This window comes from Peribacillus sp. TE19612, from assembly GCF_056279465.1.
Genome location: NZ_JBWCCL010000001.1, coordinates 411,648 through 428,353, shown reverse-complemented (window position 1 = coordinate 428,353; position 16,706 = coordinate 411,648). Strand labels below are relative to the sequence as shown.

Annotated in this window: 14 protein-coding genes; 2 read left to right on the top strand and 12 right to left on the bottom strand. The window is 41.2% G+C overall.

What is annotated here, in order from left to right; translation table 11 throughout:
- Nucleotides 1-67 precede the first annotated feature (67 nt).
- Nucleotides 68-1,657 (bottom strand): long-chain-fatty-acid--CoA ligase, encoded by a 1,590-nt coding sequence (locus tag ACZ9AO_RS02040; protein WP_476108330.1) that lies wholly within the window; start codon nucleotides 1,655-1,657, stop codon nucleotides 68-70.
- Between the two features lie 310 nt (nucleotides 1,658-1,967).
- Nucleotides 1,968-2,414: a MarR family winged helix-turn-helix transcriptional regulator gene (locus ACZ9AO_RS02035; protein ID WP_251539322.1), complete on the bottom strand. Its 447-nt coding sequence runs from the start codon at nucleotides 2,412-2,414 to the stop codon at nucleotides 1,968-1,970.
- A gap of 121 nt (nucleotides 2,415-2,535) precedes the next feature.
- Between ACZ9AO_RS02035 and ACZ9AO_RS02030 the strand changes: the two genes are divergently transcribed.
- Nucleotides 2,536-3,723: an MFS transporter gene (locus tag ACZ9AO_RS02030; protein ID WP_034312334.1), complete on the top strand. Its 1,188-nt coding sequence runs from the start codon at nucleotides 2,536-2,538 to the stop codon at nucleotides 3,721-3,723.
- A 353-nt stretch (nucleotides 3,724-4,076) separates the two neighbouring features.
- On the opposite strand, the gene ACZ9AO_RS02025 is transcribed toward ACZ9AO_RS02030, so the two are convergent.
- The 4 genes from ACZ9AO_RS02025 to nagE form a co-directional block, all read right to left on the bottom strand.
- Nucleotides 4,077-4,223 carry a hypothetical protein gene (locus tag ACZ9AO_RS02025; protein WP_476108329.1) on the bottom strand — a complete coding sequence of 49 codons (147 nt, stop codon included), beginning with the start codon at nucleotides 4,221-4,223 and terminating at the stop codon, nucleotides 4,077-4,079.
- Between the two features lie 474 nt (nucleotides 4,224-4,697).
- Nucleotides 4,698-5,738: an oxidoreductase gene (locus tag ACZ9AO_RS02020; RefSeq protein ID WP_251539318.1), complete on the bottom strand. Its 1,041-nt coding sequence runs from the start codon at nucleotides 5,736-5,738 to the stop codon at nucleotides 4,698-4,700.
- 45 nt (nucleotides 5,739-5,783) lie between these two features.
- Nucleotides 5,784-6,212, bottom strand: a complete 429-nt coding sequence (locus ACZ9AO_RS02015) for a DUF1801 domain-containing protein (protein ID WP_063593369.1) — start codon at nucleotides 6,210-6,212, stop codon at nucleotides 5,784-5,786.
- A 367-nt stretch (nucleotides 6,213-6,579) separates the two neighbouring features.
- Nucleotides 6,580-8,055, bottom strand: coding sequence for an N-acetylglucosamine-specific PTS transporter subunit IIBC (gene nagE / locus ACZ9AO_RS02010; protein WP_289349838.1), 1,476 nt, complete (start codon nucleotides 8,053-8,055; stop codon nucleotides 6,580-6,582).
- A gap of 454 nt (nucleotides 8,056-8,509) precedes the next feature.
- Between nagE and ACZ9AO_RS02005 the strand changes: the two genes are divergently transcribed.
- Nucleotides 8,510-8,647 carry a hypothetical protein gene (locus ACZ9AO_RS02005; protein ID WP_476108487.1) on the top strand — a complete coding sequence of 46 codons (138 nt, stop codon included), beginning with the start codon at nucleotides 8,510-8,512 and terminating at the stop codon, nucleotides 8,645-8,647.
- A 157-nt stretch (nucleotides 8,648-8,804) separates the two neighbouring features.
- On the opposite strand, the gene ACZ9AO_RS02000 is transcribed toward ACZ9AO_RS02005, so the two are convergent.
- The 6 genes from ACZ9AO_RS02000 to murQ form a co-directional block, all read right to left on the bottom strand.
- On the bottom strand, nucleotides 8,805-10,010 hold the full coding sequence (locus ACZ9AO_RS02000; protein WP_476108475.1) for an exo-beta-N-acetylmuramidase NamZ family protein: 1,206 nt from the start codon (nucleotides 10,008-10,010) through the stop codon (nucleotides 8,805-8,807).
- 46 nt (nucleotides 10,011-10,056) lie between these two features.
- Complete coding sequence (locus ACZ9AO_RS01995; protein ID WP_476108328.1) at nucleotides 10,057-11,997, bottom strand: glycoside hydrolase family 3 protein; 1,941 nt, start codon at nucleotides 11,995-11,997, stop codon at nucleotides 10,057-10,059.
- 201 nt (nucleotides 11,998-12,198) lie between these two features.
- Complete coding sequence (locus ACZ9AO_RS01990; RefSeq protein WP_476108327.1) at nucleotides 12,199-13,209, bottom strand: MupG family TIM beta-alpha barrel fold protein; 1,011 nt, start codon at nucleotides 13,207-13,209, stop codon at nucleotides 12,199-12,201.
- On the bottom strand, nucleotides 13,206-14,576 hold the full coding sequence (locus tag ACZ9AO_RS01985) for a PTS transporter subunit EIIC (protein WP_063593365.1): 1,371 nt from the start codon (nucleotides 14,574-14,576) through the stop codon (nucleotides 13,206-13,208). The genes ACZ9AO_RS01990 and ACZ9AO_RS01985 overlap by 4 nt, the downstream gene beginning before the upstream one ends.
- A 32-nt stretch (nucleotides 14,577-14,608) precedes the next feature.
- The gene (locus ACZ9AO_RS01980) at nucleotides 14,609-15,466 is read right to left on the bottom strand and encodes a MurR/RpiR family transcriptional regulator (protein ID WP_063593364.1); all 858 of its coding nucleotides are present in this window, start codon (nucleotides 15,464-15,466) and stop codon (nucleotides 14,609-14,611) included.
- A 10-nt stretch (nucleotides 15,467-15,476) separates the two neighbouring features.
- Nucleotides 15,477-16,385 carry an N-acetylmuramic acid 6-phosphate etherase gene (gene murQ, locus ACZ9AO_RS01975; protein ID WP_476108474.1) on the bottom strand — a complete coding sequence of 303 codons (909 nt, stop codon included), beginning with the start codon at nucleotides 16,383-16,385 and terminating at the stop codon, nucleotides 15,477-15,479.
- Nucleotides 16,386-16,706 lie beyond the last annotated feature (321 nt).

The following is a 16,706-nucleotide window of genomic DNA, read 5'->3' as shown; positions in this document are numbered from 1 at the left end:
TTGTTTTTTTGCTGAACTTCATTTGATTTTAACTTTTTATGACAATCCGTCCCTATAATTAAAGCCTTTAATTTACCTTTTTCGATCCTTTCCAATGGATTCCCCTCAAACGGTATTTTTGTAGCTTACCTGTTGCCGTTTTCGGTAAAGACTCTACGAATTCAACTTTTGTCGGTGCTTTAAAGTGAGCCATTTTTGAGCGGCAAAAGGTGATGATCTCATTTTCTGTCACTTTTGCATTGGGCTGCAGCACAATGATTGCCTTAGGCGTTTCTCCCCATTTATCGTCTGGGATGGCAATGACCGCAGCCTCCAAAACATCTGGATGTTTATACAATACCCCTTCTACCTCTGTTGAAGAAATATTTTCCCCGCCGGAAATGATTAAATCCTTAGCCCTGTCTTGTATCTCAATATATCCATCAGGATAGGTAACTGCCAGATCCCCGGTATGAAACCAGCCATCCCTAATTGCTTCGGACGTCTTTTCCGGATCCTTATAATATCCTTCCATTACAACATTGCCGCGAGTAATGATTTCCCCCAGTTCCTTTCCATCCCAAGCGACTTCTTTCCCTTCTTTATTGACTACCATCGTTTCCCCATTGAAAACCAATTCAATCCCTTGTCTTGCCTTTATTATTGCTTGTTCGTCCGCCGATTTAGCTTCAAACTCATCCTTCCACTCGTTATATAGGATGAATGGGGAAGTTTCTGTTAATCCATATACGTGGATCATATTCAAACCAAGGATTTCTTGTGCCTTTTGAATAAGCGCTGCTGCTGGAGGAGCACCTGCTGTTGCCATCCGTGGACGCACTTTGATATTTGTTTCTTTTACTTTAGGATCATTTACCAGCATATTGACGACAGTAGGCGCTCCACATAACAATGTAATATTATGAAGGGCGAATAATTTGAGGATAAGAGGGGGATCGACTTTCCTTAAACATACATGAGTCCCGCCAGTAGCCGTTACCGACCATACCCCTCCCCAGCCATTAGCGTGGAACATTGGCAAGGTATGTAAGTATACATCGTCATGCTTCACTCCTAGGTGATAAATGAAGTTAGCGGCGTTCATGTAATTCCCACGATGAGTTAACATGACCCCTTTTGGTTTTGAAGTCGTTCCACTCGTGTAATTTATAGTCAAAAGTTGATTTTCATCGATTTTAACCTCTGGCAGTCCATCATCATTTGCATGCAAGATGAAACTCTCATAATCTATTCCAGGTAAAGTGGTTTCATATCCTTCAACAGGCACGATGATGATCTTTTCCAAGGAAAGTTTAGTAATGATCTTTTCGATCGGAGCGGTGAATTCTTCATCGACTATCAACATTTTTGAATCGCTATGCTTGATGATAAATTCCAAATCCTCTGCAGCAAGCCTATAATTCAAAGGAACCATTACCGCTCCCATTTGACAAATGCCATAAAAACATTCCAACATATAATGCGTATTTGGCAACATAACTGCAATATGGTCACCTTTTTCAATTCCCGAAGAATACAAAGCTTTGGAAAGTTGATCTGTTCGCTGCCCGAATTCCTTATATGTAAACTTTTTCTCTTCATCGATGACTGCCACTTTATGGGGATAATATTTTACGGCCCTGCGCTTCCAATCAATTGGAGTTAATGGGGAAAACATTTTTACCATCTCCTTCTTTCCAGATTCACTGTATACAGCACCCTGCTGGGTTCGTCATGATGGATCCTGAGAAAAAAACTTCGTATCCTTTTAATACATATTCATTTTCCAGCCGTCATATCTTCTTTAATGGATTTCCATATAAAGATTTTTGAATGACCTATCCGCTTTACTCAAGGGGATGAATAATCCAAATGTTTTTTAATTATTCCGATAATTTAACCTCCTAAAAAACAGTGAAATTCACTGCTTTAATAATATATAGTGCTTCTTCTTTCTATTATAATGGAAACTGTACACGTCAGGAAGATTATATTTTATTATCTATGCATGCCGATAGATGTTCGGTAAGTTTCCCAACGATTTGTTTGAGTCGTTCCGTTTCCTCTTCATTCAGGACGCTATAAAAGTCACGAAAGGTTTTGGTAAAACACTTATTGATGGAATGATAGGTATTCCTTCCACTTTCGGTGGATTGGATAAAAACGACCCGCCGATCATCCTCACTGTGTACCCTCTCAATCAACTTCTTCCGTTCAAGCCGATCAATTAGTGCAGTTCCTGCTGCAGGTTTAATTTTCAAATGATTCGAAACATCTTTAACAGCTATGGATTCATTTAAGACTATTAATTGCAATGCGCGATACTGCACAGTAGTTAAATCATATTTAACCAATAACGGTTCCACCAATTCCTGTGATAGGCTGCTTAATTCCCCAATCTCTAGATGTAAATTATACAATTCACTTGAATGCATGTTTGACAATCCTTTCTTATTGACACTATCTATCTAAAACTATAACATAATTAACGTATCAAAAAATTAACCATGCGAATTAAATTGGTTATTGATTTTTAAAGAGAGAGAGAGGCTGTCCATGTCAGCAGAACAACGCAAAAAGATCATTATCCTCATGATCAATATGTTTATCGCAATAGGGAGTTTCGGCATCATCATTCCCATTTTACCAGCATACCTGGCCTCCATTAATCAAGGTGGAACCGCTGCTGGCCTAATGATTGCCATTTTCGCAGGTGCACAACTTATCTTTTCGCCAATTGCCGGAAAATGGACTGACCAATTCGGGCGCAGAAAAATGATTATTTATGGATTGGTCGGTTTGACATTATCCATGTTTATTTTTTATGCAGTCAATTCCATTTGGTTATTATATGCTTCACGTATCATTGGCGGAATCGGGGCAGCTTTGCTTATACCCGCAATTTTTGCTTATGTTGCTGATATCACCACATTTGATCAACGCGCTAAAGGCAATAGTTTAGTATCTGCCGCCATGTCCCTGGGAATTGTAGTCGGTCCAGGAATTGGAGGTTTTTTAGCTGACTTTGGCTTGAAGTTTCCTTTTTTGATTTCTGCGCTGGTATCCCTATCAGCAGTCGTATTTTCGATTTTTGTTTTAAAAGAAAGCGAAACGGCACAGGTTACTCAATCCATGGATGCAAAAACTGAAACGATGCTTCGGAAGATTGCTTTATCCGTGAAAAAGCCCTATTTCATCCCACTCATCATTACTCTTGTAATGAGCTTTGGCTTAATGGCGTATGAATCTGTAATTGGTCTTTATCTTGATAATCAATTCAATTCAACTCCAAAGGACATCGCCGTAATGGTTACAGCCACCGGTATCGTCAGTGTAATAGTTCAATTGTTTGTCGTCGACCGGATCGTACAGCGTTTCGGGGAAGTGAATGTGCTGAATATCTTTATCAGTGTTGCAGCCATCGGTTTCCTTCTATCACTTTTTGCATCAAATTACCTGATTTTCTTTTTAATTTCACTTATCATCTTCCTTTCCACTTCCATCTTACGTCCAGTTCTTAACACACTGATTTCCAAGATGGCAGGGAATGAGCAAGGCTTTGCAATGGGTATGAATAATGCGTATATGAGCATCGGAAATGTGCTCGGACCAACACTTGCGGGAATGATGTATGATGTCCACATTACCTATCCGTTCATGTTGGGCCTTATCCTCTTATTCATTACTTTAATGATTACTATGGCTTGGCAAAAGCGATCTCTTCATGCAAAGGCCTTATCTTAGAGCTTAAATGGCATTTCAAAATTTATTCCTTAACGAAACCCCCGAGTAGCATCCGCTATCCGGGGGTTTTCATTATGATTTTTTTATCCATTCTTCTTTTAATTGAAATCCTCCAAAACAGTTTAATAACGAATAACATTTCAATCTCTTGAGAACTAGCTCCAGTTTCATGCGGAAACTTCACATATTTTTGCGTAACACTCGAATTCACGAGTATTTGCTTCAAACTCACGAGTAAAAGCGTCAATTTCACGAGTATTTGCTCCAAATTCAAGAGTAAATGGCTCTAATTCACGAGTAACGCTTCCAACTCTCGGATATTCGCTCCTATTTCATGCGGATTTAGCTCAAAATCATGCGTAATATTTGTATTCACGAATATTTGCTTCAAACTCACGAGTAAATGCGTCAATTTCACGAGTAACGTCCCCAACTCTCGGATACTCTGCTCCATTTTCTTGCGGAAACTGCTCAAAATCTTCCGTAACACTCGAATTCACGAGTATTTGCTCCATTCTTTACTAAAGTTGAAGCTTTTATTTCACCAAAATAAAAAAGTTGATCTAAAGTAATCATTTCAAGTTGATCGCGCTGAATAGAATCATGTATAGAAAGCATCCTCAACACCTCAAGTTTTAAATTCTATTTTTAAACAAAAATGACTCTAGGCAAAAATGTTCTATCTAAAAGTTAAAACAAAGTTGATTGGAACGGAAGGTACGAGACTCCTGCGGGAAAAGCGCGTTCAGGGGAGACCCCGCAGGCGAAAGCCAAGGAGGCTCCCGGACCGCCCGCGGAAAGCGAGTGCCCTACGTTCCAATCAACGTCCAAATTGTACAAGCCATAAAAAAATGTAGACAAACTCGACTTTCATCGAGTTTGTCTACATTCTGAAGCGACCTTATTTTTAGAATAAGGCCGCTTATCATTCAGTTTTCTCATTTCATCTTGTTATAAAGGGAAATTAATTTCATTTAAATATAAATGGCTTTCTTTCCTTTACTGCTTTCAAAAGCCGCATCAATGATTTTAATGACCGCTAACCCCTCTTGGGCAGTGACTGGAGCTTTTTTCCCGTTCAATATACTATCGGCAACTGCCTGGTAATACGTTAAATAAGAACCATGCAGTGTTTCAATGGTTTCATGTATCTCATTTTCTCCTTCAACCGTAACCAGCTTACCATAGAATTCGGGATCATCTGCACCCCAAGAGTCATCCAATGGTTTTTTCCCCTCACTTAAGTCTGCCTCTTGGCAATCAAGACCGTATTTGATAAATGATCCTTTACTTCCATGCACCTGATACCGCGGTCCATTATACGGAACGATTGAGCCTGAATGCAAGATAACCCTCAGCTTTTCATATCCTAATATCACATGGAAATAATCATCTGTTTCTGCATTTTCTTTTTGGGAAAATACATCTGCCGAAACGAATTGCGGCAATCCAAACAAATGAAGTGCTTGATCGATGAGATGCGATCCTAGATCATAAAGCATGCCTGATCCCGGGCCCGGTTTTTCCCTCCATCTATCCCTGACCACAGGCCGGTATCGATCATAATGGACTTGGTATGTATTGATTTCCCCAAGCACTCCATCATCCATAAGTTTTTTCACGGTCAAAAAGTCATTATCCCATCTCCGGTTATGATAGACACTTAAAAGAAGATTCTTTTCCTCAGCAATCTTGATGAGCTCCTCCGCCTCCCAAGCCTCCACAACCATCGGCTTTTCGAGGATGACATGCTTCCCGGCTAACAAGCTTTGCTTGGCCATTTCATAATGCAAACCACTCGGTGTCGTAATAACAGCCAAATCAATGGATGGGTCTTCAAGAATTTCCTCTAAGCTGCCTACCACTTCCACATCTTTCAAATCTTTTTGGACTTTTTCCTTATTGGAGCTCACAACTTTCGCTATTTGAAACTGCTCTAAAACACTTAGTAATGGCGCGTGGAAAGTAGCTCCTGACAATCCGTACCCAACTATGCCCACTTTAACTTTTTTCATTTTCAATCCCACTCGCTTTCTTGTTCCTCTTAAACAAACATTTTATTATATTTCATTGTCCGGGTATGTATCTCTCAAAAACTTGACAGATTGATTAATCAATTCTTTCAATACATTAATATTGATATCTGCCACTTTATTGATGTACACACACGCTTTTCCGGAAGTGTGTTTTCCAAATGCCTGTAATAATTCTTCTCTTTTTTTATCCCCTGGAGCAAAGTATAAACTGATTTTTGCTTTTCGAGGTGAAAAGCCTACCAGGGGAGCATCGCCTTCGTGACCTGATTCATATTTATAATGATAGGTTCCGAACCCAATTATGCTCGGTCCCCACATCTTTGCCTCATAACCTGTCGTTTCGGTAAAAACATTCAACAATTCGTAGGCATCTTCACGTTTTTTCGGATTATCGACGTTTTCGATGAACTCAATGACACTACTGTCCGTCTCTTTGGTTTTTTGTTTATACATGACCGGAACCTCCCTTATATTAAAGGCAGAAAAAATTCATAAGATATCGCTTGCTCAGTATCTTAGTACCCTGTTCAATCGTGTTTTAAAGGTTGTTATGTATGTATGCAGCCTTCATCAGCGATGTATCAATGATTGACGGACGAGCTCCTTTACTATTTCTCTAAGCTTCATGGCAAATCCTTCATTATACCCTTATATATTATAGAACATTGATTCGTTTTATTCTATTTTAAGAGCAGAGTTTATTAATTAAATCTTTCGCACTTTAAAAATCATTACTTTACCATAATAATCTCTACGATCAGAAATTATTATTCTGATCGTAGATTTTTTCATTATAAGGCAAAATGCAGTTTTACTAGATCTATTGCCGCCTGATCTTTTCTATTTCATCAGCTATGAATTGTACCTGTGTCCCTACGATGACTTGAATGCTTTGGGGACCCACAATATTGATTCCGGCAACCCCTGCTGATTTGATTTTATTCTGATCGACAGCTCCCATATTTTCCACTTCAACCCTTAAACGGGTAACACAGTTATCTACAGATGTTACGTTAGCGTCTCCGCCTAATCCCTCATAAATAGCGGAAGCCATTCCAAAGAATTTGCTCTCATTATTCCCGCCTTGACCGCTGTCTGCTTCCGCAATCGCTCCTCCGCCATCAAGCTCATCTTCTGTATCATCTTCTCTGCCGGGAGTCATTAAATTGAACCTAGTTATCAAGAATCGGAATAAGAAATAGTAGATGACTGCAAAAGCCAGTCCTTGAAGAAGCAGCATATAAGGTTCATTTGCCATTGGCAATCTTGAGCTTAAAACAAAGTCAATGAATCCTGCACTAAAACCGAACCCTGCTGTCCATTGGAAAGTCGCAGCAATAGCCAACGATATTCCTGTTAATAAGGCATGCACAACGAATAGGGCTGGTGCAACAAACATGAAAGCAAATTCCAAAGGTTCAGTAACGCCTGTGAAAAATGAAGCGAAGCCGGCTGCGAGCATTAATGAGGCCACTTGTTTTTTCTTCCGTGATTTTGCCGTATGGTACATGGCAAGAGCTGCTGCCGGCAAACCGAACATCATCACGGGAAAGAATCCGGCTTGATACATTCCTGTGGTTCCTTTTATTCCTGTTCCAGCCCAGAATTTACCGATATCGTTAAGTCCTATTACATCGAACCAGAATACGGAGTTTAACGCATGATGTAAACCTGTTGGTATCAAAAGCCGATTAAAGAATCCATAGAGTCCTGCTCCAGCAGCACCTAATTCACTTATTCCTTCCCCGAATATAACTAACCAGGAGTAGATGAGTGGCCATACGAAGAATAATATAAGGGAAACCAGTAACATGACAACGGCAGTAAGGATCGGGACTAGGCGTTTACCGCTAAAGAAGGCGAGTGCATCAGGCAGCTCGACCTTACTGAACCGATTATACATAGCTGCCGCTATAAGGCCCGAAAGGATTCCGACAAATGCATTCTCTATTTTCACAAATGCTGGATTTACATCTTTTGCCTCAATTCCTTGCAGCATCGCAACCGAGTCCGTGGAAAGCAATGTCGTTACGACTAGATAGGCTACGAGCCCGCTCAAAGCGGCAGCTCCATCTTTTCCTTTCGACATCCCCAACGCCACTCCAACGGCAAACAAGATAGCCATATTGTCAATGATCGAAGAACCTGCTTTGATTAAGAAAGCTGCTAACGGACTTCCCGCTCCCCATCCTGCTGGATCTATCCAGTAACCGATCCCCATTAAAATGGCGGCTGCCGGCAATACGGCTACTGGCAGCATCAAGGAACGCCCTATTTTTTGAAGATATTTTTTCATTCCGCTTTCCTCCTGACAATTACTGATTTAGGGCAAACCCCATATTCTATTAGACAACGGTTCCTTCCATTTTAGAACTTCATTTCATTTATAAATTTGACTATATTCAGGAATAAAGTCTTAGCGATTTACTCCTCCTTCGAAAGCCCATAAAAAAAGAAAAGTCCAACCGGACTTTTCTCAGACTGTAGACAAACTCGATGAAAATCGAGTTTGTCTATTTTTATGTCTTGTACAATTTGGACGTTGATTGGAACGTAGGTCACTCGCTTTCCGCGGGCGGTCGGGGAGCCTCCTCGGCTTTCGCCTGCGGGGTCTCCCCTAGACGCGCTTTTCCCGCAGGAGTCTCGTACCTTCCTTTCCAATCAACTTTGTCTTACCTTTTAGATAGAACACTTTTGCCTAGAGTCATTTTTGTTTTAAAATAGAAGTATTAGAACCTGAGGTGATGAGGATGCTTTCTAAACATGATTCTATTCAGCGAGATCAACTTGAACTGATTACTTTAGATCAACTGGTGCCACCGATCCATTTGGTTCGTAAAATGGAGGCTGCCATTAATTTAAAGAAGATACCAATTGGACATGGCTAGGTCAAAAATGGCTAATATAGTGGGCTCGTAGAGCCCCAATCTCTTAACTTTAGGCGAAATTCAGAGGGAATTTCAAAAGGGGTTCAGAATTTTTTAATTCCGAACCCCTTTTGTCTACAAACTGAGAAAAGTCCAACCCGGACTTTTCTTTTTTCAGTTATTTATAGAGCAAGTAATTTTTGCGAACCTTTTTAAAGGCATCCTGCCTTACTTGATATTCTTTCAAGATTTCATTTACTGTTGAACCTGCTTTAATTCTTGACATTATCCAGCCATTGCCAATTAATAAATTGAAATTGTTGGCCGCAAGGAATTCGAAATCACCGGGATATAGATCCTGAATGGTCTTGATGATGTGAAGTCCAGTAGGGACAGCCTTGAACTCTTCTCTATCCGTTATATAAATTTCCACTCCGTGGCTAAGTTTACCTGCATGTTTTGAAAATGTAGGTGTAAAGGACGCTGCTCTGAATTTCACACCGGGTAACCTTAATGCATTTAATTTCCCAGCAAGCTCATCACTGTTTATATATGGAGCACCTATCAACTCGAATGGTTTGGTCGTTCCTCTGCCTTCCGAGACATTTGTTCCCTCGATCAAGCCTGTAGCCGGATATACGAAAGTAGTGGAAACTGTCGGCATATTCGGTGACGGCAAGACAAAAGGGAGACCAGTATCGTCATAATCCATATCTCGCTTCCAGCCTTTCATCTTGATGACCTTGAGATCTGCTCCAATTTTAAATTCCTTATTGAACAAAGTCGCGAGTTCCCCAACCGTCATCCCATGCTTAAGCGGGATTGGATACAACCCAACAAACGATGAGAATTCAGGTTCAAGGACCGGCCCATCTACCGACTCCCCGCCTTGTGGGTTCGGCCGGTCCAGCACGATAAAGGGGATATCATTTTCTCTGGCTGCTTCCATTGCATAAGCCATCGTGTAGATATAAGTGTAATAGCGTGTTCCGACATCCTGGATATCAAAAACAAGGACCTCAACATCCTTTAACATTTCAGGCGTCGGTTTTTTCGTTTTGCCATATAAACTATAAACGGGCAATCCTGTTTTTTCATCAATATAATATTCAACGCTTGCACCAGCTTGCGCATCTCCACGCACTCCATGTTCAGGACCAAATAAAGCCGTTAAATTAATATCCGGATCATCATGAAGGAGATCGACGATGCTGGTTATTTTAGAGTCGATGCCAGTTGGATTCGTAATCAAGCCGACTTTCTTTCCGCTTAAAACGTTCTTTTCTTCTTTTAAAAGAACTTCAATACCAGGACTGACCTTTTGTTTTTTCTTCTCTTTAACAGCTGTTACACTTTTTGAGGAAACGATGCCGAAAGAAAGCATGCAAATGGCAAATAGGATTATCATTCTTTTCAAATTGCTTCTCTCCTTATTTTTTAATGGGTCTTCCAGATTTAATGTCTAATCCATATCCATATTTATAAAGGCTTTCAGAGGGCTTAGTTACTGAAGGTATATCGACCGGCAACGTGCCTTTAGGTCTTGATTCTCCAAAAATGGTCGAGATGCCTGCCGGGATATTCGGCTGTCTATAACGCCCATTCGAATACCCTTTAAACCCGTAAACAGCAAGAACCGCCTTCGCTTCTTCAAAGTTTGCAACATCATATGGGTTTCTTAAACTCATTAAAACAAATTCTTTGTCTTTTTTCTTTGCATGATTCATGACCGCTCTAGGGAAGGCTGTTGCCCACTTCGACGAATCTTGTATGCTGTCATCTATCACTCCATCATTGACAGCCGGATCGTTTTTAACAATATAGGAACCAGTTATGACAAAATCCGATTCATCAATGAGTCTGGCCACTTGATCTGTAAATGACTTTCCTGAAAAACTCATACCCGTTATTTGGACTTTCTTTATTTTCTTTTTATCAGCTAATTCGCTGATGCTCCTGGACATTGATTCAACTTGGTCATCAAAAGGAGCAAGAATTAAAACTTTATCATTTTTCTTAGGTTTGAAAGGCAATGTTTTGTGTTCATTTTTCAATAGAGTGATGGCATCTTCCGCCATTTTCCTTTCTTTTTTTAAATGATCTTCATTCCCGACCACTTGAAGCGCGGTTTCGATTTTTTTATCTATAGGAGTATCTTCCGGGTTTAATATCCCTCTTTTCACTTTTAGTTCAAGTATCCTCGTTACAGAAAGATTGACTTGATTTAGAGGAATTTCCCCGCTTGCCACTGCCGCCTTCACTGCATTGAATACTGAGGTTATATTCTTTTCCATTTGAAGCGAATTAACCTGTGCCGGCATCAAAGCAATATCAACACCAGATTTCAGGGCAAGGACCACAGCTTCTTCCTGTCCGAAGTTGTCCGCGATGGCTTTCATATTCAAAGCATCTGTAACCACAACACCATCAAATCCCATTTCTTCACGTAATAGACCCGTGATGACCTTTTGTGACAGCGTTGCAGGAACCATAATTTCTTGACCGTCTTTTTTACTGATATAGGTAGTGTCATCGAATGCAGGAAATTGAACATGTGCAGTCATCATCATATCAACTCCAGCATCGATGGCTCTTTGGAAAGGAGGCAGCTCGATGGAGCGCAAACGCTCTTTATCATGAGAAACAAGGGGAAGGCCATAATGACTGTCGACTGCTGTATCTCCATGGCCAGGGAAATGCTTGGTCGTCGCTATCATGTTCTGATTTTGCAATCCTTTTATCATCTGAATGCCAAGCTTTGATACAAGTTCCGGATCGGAACTGAAGGAACGAACGCCAATAACAGGATTTCCAGGATTATTATTGACATCGACAGACGGTCCGAAATTGACATTTATGCCAAGTGCCGACAGTTCCTTACCAATAATTTCTCCAGATTGATAAGCGTAACTCTCTTTTCTGGCTGCACCAAGTGCCATATTACCAGGAAGGTTCGTTCCAGTTTGAAGACGAGTTACGATTCCTCCTTCCTGATCAATCGTTATGAACAGCGGAAGGTCCGGGCTTGCCATCTGCAAACCATCCGTGAGCCGAACCGTTTGTTCGGTATCGACTACATTCTCAGCAAACAGAATCACACCGCCCAGATGATATTTTTTGATGATGCTTGCAACTTCCGAGTTCATTTCAATAAACCCGGTTGCCTTTGTTTCTCCTTGTTTTTGCCAATTACGAAAATCCGGCATGAGCATTTGACCGACTTTTTCATCGATTGTCATGTTTTCTACGATTTCCTGAATATCAGAAACCGTTTTTTCATTCTCGTATCCCTTTGCTGTCGCATTCCCTCCCATAATGGATAAAACCAAACATAATGCGATTCCAGCTGGGGCACATATCCTTTTTATCATTCAGGCTTCCTCCCTTGTATTCTTTTCAGTTCTGTTAGCAACAATTCCAAACCACTGCCGTGAAGGGTAAAAATGAATGGAAATGAACTATATAGATACTATAAAGAAATCAAGGCAGCATCGGGAATCCCAGCAGCCGCCTCTTTAAAAAGCCTTCATGAAATGTATCCATTTATCCCTGGATTCTTTGAGTCCAATTGTTTACTCAATTATAAGTTTTATTGTTTGACCAGGCTTTAGAAGGGACAGCAAGGGAATATCTTCTTCTATAACTCTTCCTATAACGTTGACTCGGTGGTCTGCCCCTAGGTCTCTTTTGCAAATTTGAACCTCTCCCCGATACCTTCCATAAGCATTATTGTCCATCGTTATGGATCCAAGGCTTCGTGCAGCTGTATTACTCGGCTCAACATTTGCGGTGACCCGGGTATTCTGCAGCCGGAAAACATCTTGAGAAACATCTGGCCTCAATTTATACTGACCGCTTTGCAAAAGTCGGGATGCTATTCTAATGGTTAGAATGTTCAGATTTTTATATGCAGTTAGATTCTCAAGCAAATTACCCTCCGTTCCTTGATCTCCAACGTAAACTCCTTCCACATGCTGGATCAGCTCAATTCCGGCGGCGTAAGGATTCATCAACCTGTGTTTTTCAAGCGTTGGAAGACCCTCATGAAGAGGACCGCGTTTACTTCCTGCACCCGGGATGAAAGCAAAGATCGGTATGCCGTATTTCTTGAACATTCTATTTTGTTCATGAAAGAACTCTTCTTCAAGGCCCGTTTCAGGCCTTGGATAAAAGTTGTGCCAAGCTATCAGACTTTCCGGTTCCACTCCGCCCCCAAGCACGGCTAAAAGTTCATCTTCATTCAACGTACTTGCATTTAGTGAGAGTGAAAACACCTTAGATAAAGATATGACCGTTTCTTTATCGAACCCATCATCAAGGCGAATCCCTTTAATACCTAATGGCCATAAATCCATAAATTTGTTAATCCCCAAATGATCAAGCGTATTTAATGAGACATCTGCATGGATTTCCATTCCATAGTCCTCTGCAAGCTTTAAAAGCCTGATCATCCTCTTCACGAGGTCTCCCTTTTCTTCAGGAATATGGAGCGAGGTAAATGCTCTCTTCACTCCTAGGTTAGCAGCATGTATAATTTGTGTTTCTGCATGCGGGTCCTGTAGATAAAAAGAAATTCCGATCACTTAAATTCAACCGCCATTTCATCTTTAAATCCGAACAGATACGTAAAAATAAACCCTGCTATATAGGAAATGAACAACCCAGCAAGGAACAGGGCGATTTGGTTTGGATGAACTAGAAAGGTAAGCGGCAGTCCGGACACACCGATGGAAGACGTGGCAATCCCGAATTGAGCTTGGAATGCTCCGCCTACTCCTGCACCTAAACATGCAGTTAAGAAGGGCCGGCCCAATGGCAGGGTCACTCCAAATATAAGGGGTTCACCAATACCTAGCATTCCTGAAGGAAGGCCTCCTCCGATAGCTCTCTTCAAACTTGCTTTCTTCGTTTTCATATAGATGGCAAATGCCGCTCCCACTTGGCCCGCGCCACCCATCGCCAAAATGGGAAGCAGTGGATCATCACCAATCGAATTTATCAATTCTAGATGGACAGGCGTTAAACCTTGATGTAAACCAGTAATGACGAGAGGGAGGAAAGCAGCCCCAAGCACGAATCCAGCTACAACACCACCGAAATCCAATACATTCAATAACCCATTCGTAATGGCATCCGATAAAAACCCTCCTACCGGCATAAATACAATGTAAGTGACAATCCCGGTAATGAGTAAAGCGATGGTTGGCGTCAAAATGATATCCAGTGATTGAGGAATGAATTTCCTGACCTGTTTTTCCACCAAGGCTATGAAAATAGCTGCAAAGAGTACTCCTATCAATCCACCGCGGCCAGGGAGCAAATTTTCACCGAACAATGAAATGTCGCCGACGGCCGGGTTTATGACCAAGATACCAGCAAGGGCACCAAGTGCAGGTGATCCGCCGTATTCTTTTGCAGCATTGGTCCCAACCAAAATCCCCAAGTAGGCAAACAGACCGGATCCGATAACGGTTAAAATGATGGCTAATTGTGATTCTGCTGCAAGCCAGCCCGCTTGAACGATTGCCTTTGTAATACCGGTAATCAAACCAGATGCCACTAAGGCTGGAATTAAAGGGATGAAAATACTTGCAATCCTGCGTAAAAAAAGTTTAAACGGTTTTGCGTTTTTCCTATCAATCTCTGATTTATTCTTCGAGGCTACTTCTTTTAAGTTCAAATCTCCCGAAGCTTCCTCCAGAAGCTTTTCAAATTCTGTATGAACCTTGTTCACCACGCCTGGCCCGAGGACGATTTGTATCGTTTCCTCTTCAATGACGCCAAAAACGCCTTCCGTATTTTTTATATCTTCCATTTTTACTTTCGAACGATCAATTGGCAATACCCTCAGTCTGGTCATACAATGTGCAGCATCGGCAACATTAGATGCCCCACCTAATTTCCCCAATAACTCTTCTGCTAAACTGGCGTACTTATCCCCCTTACCCATTCATAAGCCCCCTTTGTCAAATCTCGCATTAATCATTTATATCGATCTGTCATCGATTTAATGGCAGTCCTGGTATTATCAATATATTGGACAGTTTCTTCATATTGCTCTGAAGCCATCCCCAAAAACAAAATGTCAATCATATATAATTGCGCCAATCGTGAGGATGTTGCTGCACTTCGAAATGGTGCTTCATTCGAATAGGATGTAAACAAAGTGGCATCACACAAAGAAGATACCGTTGTTTGGCCATAATGAGTCAGCCCGATTGTCTTGACCCCACGTTCCTTTGCCAGCTTCAATATATTGACAACTTCAGGTGTTTCCCCAGAGAATGAAATGGCAAAAACGATGTCATTCTCATCAGCATTTGCAATCAGGGTTGCAACTAAATGCATATCTGTAAAAGCCGTTGCTCCTTTATTGATGCGAAGTAATTTTTGCTGAGCATCCGCAGCAACTATATTCGAAGCACCCACACCGCAAAAGTGGACGGTTTTTGCATTCAGCATCAGCGTTATGGCATGTTTGAGATTATCATGATCGATTATTTCAGATGTGTCCCGGATGGTCTGAATCGAATTACTCGTTGTTTTTTCCACAATCCGGTACAGTGATTCAGAAGGCTCGATATCCCGGTAGCCCTGTTCAACCGTCTTCATCAAATCTCCAGCAATCCTTATTTTCAGATCTTGAAATCCTTTTATTCCAAGCGATTTACACAACCTAATAACAGCAGCCCCGCTTGTTTGGGCAGACGTACTTAATTCCTGTACAGTGCTGTTCACAACTTCATGAGGATTCTGTAGAATATATTCCGCTAGTTTTTGTTCTGATTGCGGCAGCTTGCTCAACATCGTCTGTATAATGGATAATCCTCCTGTAGCCATTGCTTCCCTCCTAATCTTCATAGATCGAGATGGCTTTTCTGACATCTCCATCCGCTTTTTCCAGTAACTCCATTGCTTTTTCATAATCTGTTGCCGTTTTTATCATGACAATCGCTGGCTTAACTTGATTATTTGCCTTTTCAAGCGTATTCAAAGCTTGATCATAGTCAGCATTCGTTACTGTTTCTATGATGTTTACTGCACGGTCCTTCAGTTTTTGATTACTGACATTTACATCGACCATAAGATTTTCATAGACTTTGCCCAATCGGATCATGGTTGCCGTTGAAATCATATTGAGTACCATTTTATGTGCGGTTGCCGCTTTCATTCTCGTGGATCCTGTTAACACTTCCGGCCCGACCACCACTTCAATCCCTATATCAGCTTCTTTCGTGATGCTCGCGTTATTATTGCATGATAAAGCGACCGCTTTAGCCCCGACCTTTCTTGCATAACGTAAAGCGCCCTTCACATAAGGAGTGCGCCCGCTTGCCGCAATGCCAATAACCGTATCATTTGCTGTAAGCGCCACGTCAATCAGGTCATTTTCCCCAAACTCTTCTTTATCCTCTGCACCTTCAACAGCCCGAACAAATGCCTTTTCCCCTCCTGCGATTATTCCCAGCACCCTATCAGGCGGAGTGCTGAAAGTCGGGGGACATTCCACGGCATCCAGCACTCCGAGCCTTCCGCTCGTTCCTGCTCCGATGTATATGAGTCTCCCTCCTTTTTTTAACGATTCGCAAGCCCATTCAACTGCCTTTTCAATCTCTGGCAATACCTCCTGAACTGCTGCTGCCACTTTAAAATCTTCTTTATTGATTGCAGAAATGATGTCCATTGTATTAACACTGTCGATATTCATCGTCTTTTCGTTCCGTAATTCAGTCGTTAATGAACGCAAATGTTCTTCCATAGACAATTGAATCCTCCTATAAACAATCACTTAAATATAATTTCATTTTTTAATAGAAAATAATGAAATTATATTTCATATTATATTCAATGATAGCGTTTTCATTACTAAGAGACAAGATATTTTTGTAAAATTTGTTAACCGGCAATCTCCGTTCTTCAAAACCCCGATGCTGGCGGACTTGCATCTATCCCTTTCAGAGTGGCTTAATTTACCCAAAGGAGCCTACTATTTTTAGTGTGGATTTTTTCAACAAAAAAACGTGTACCGTCACCTTATTAGGAACGATACACGCAATTTTGCAAAATGCTAAACTAGTAT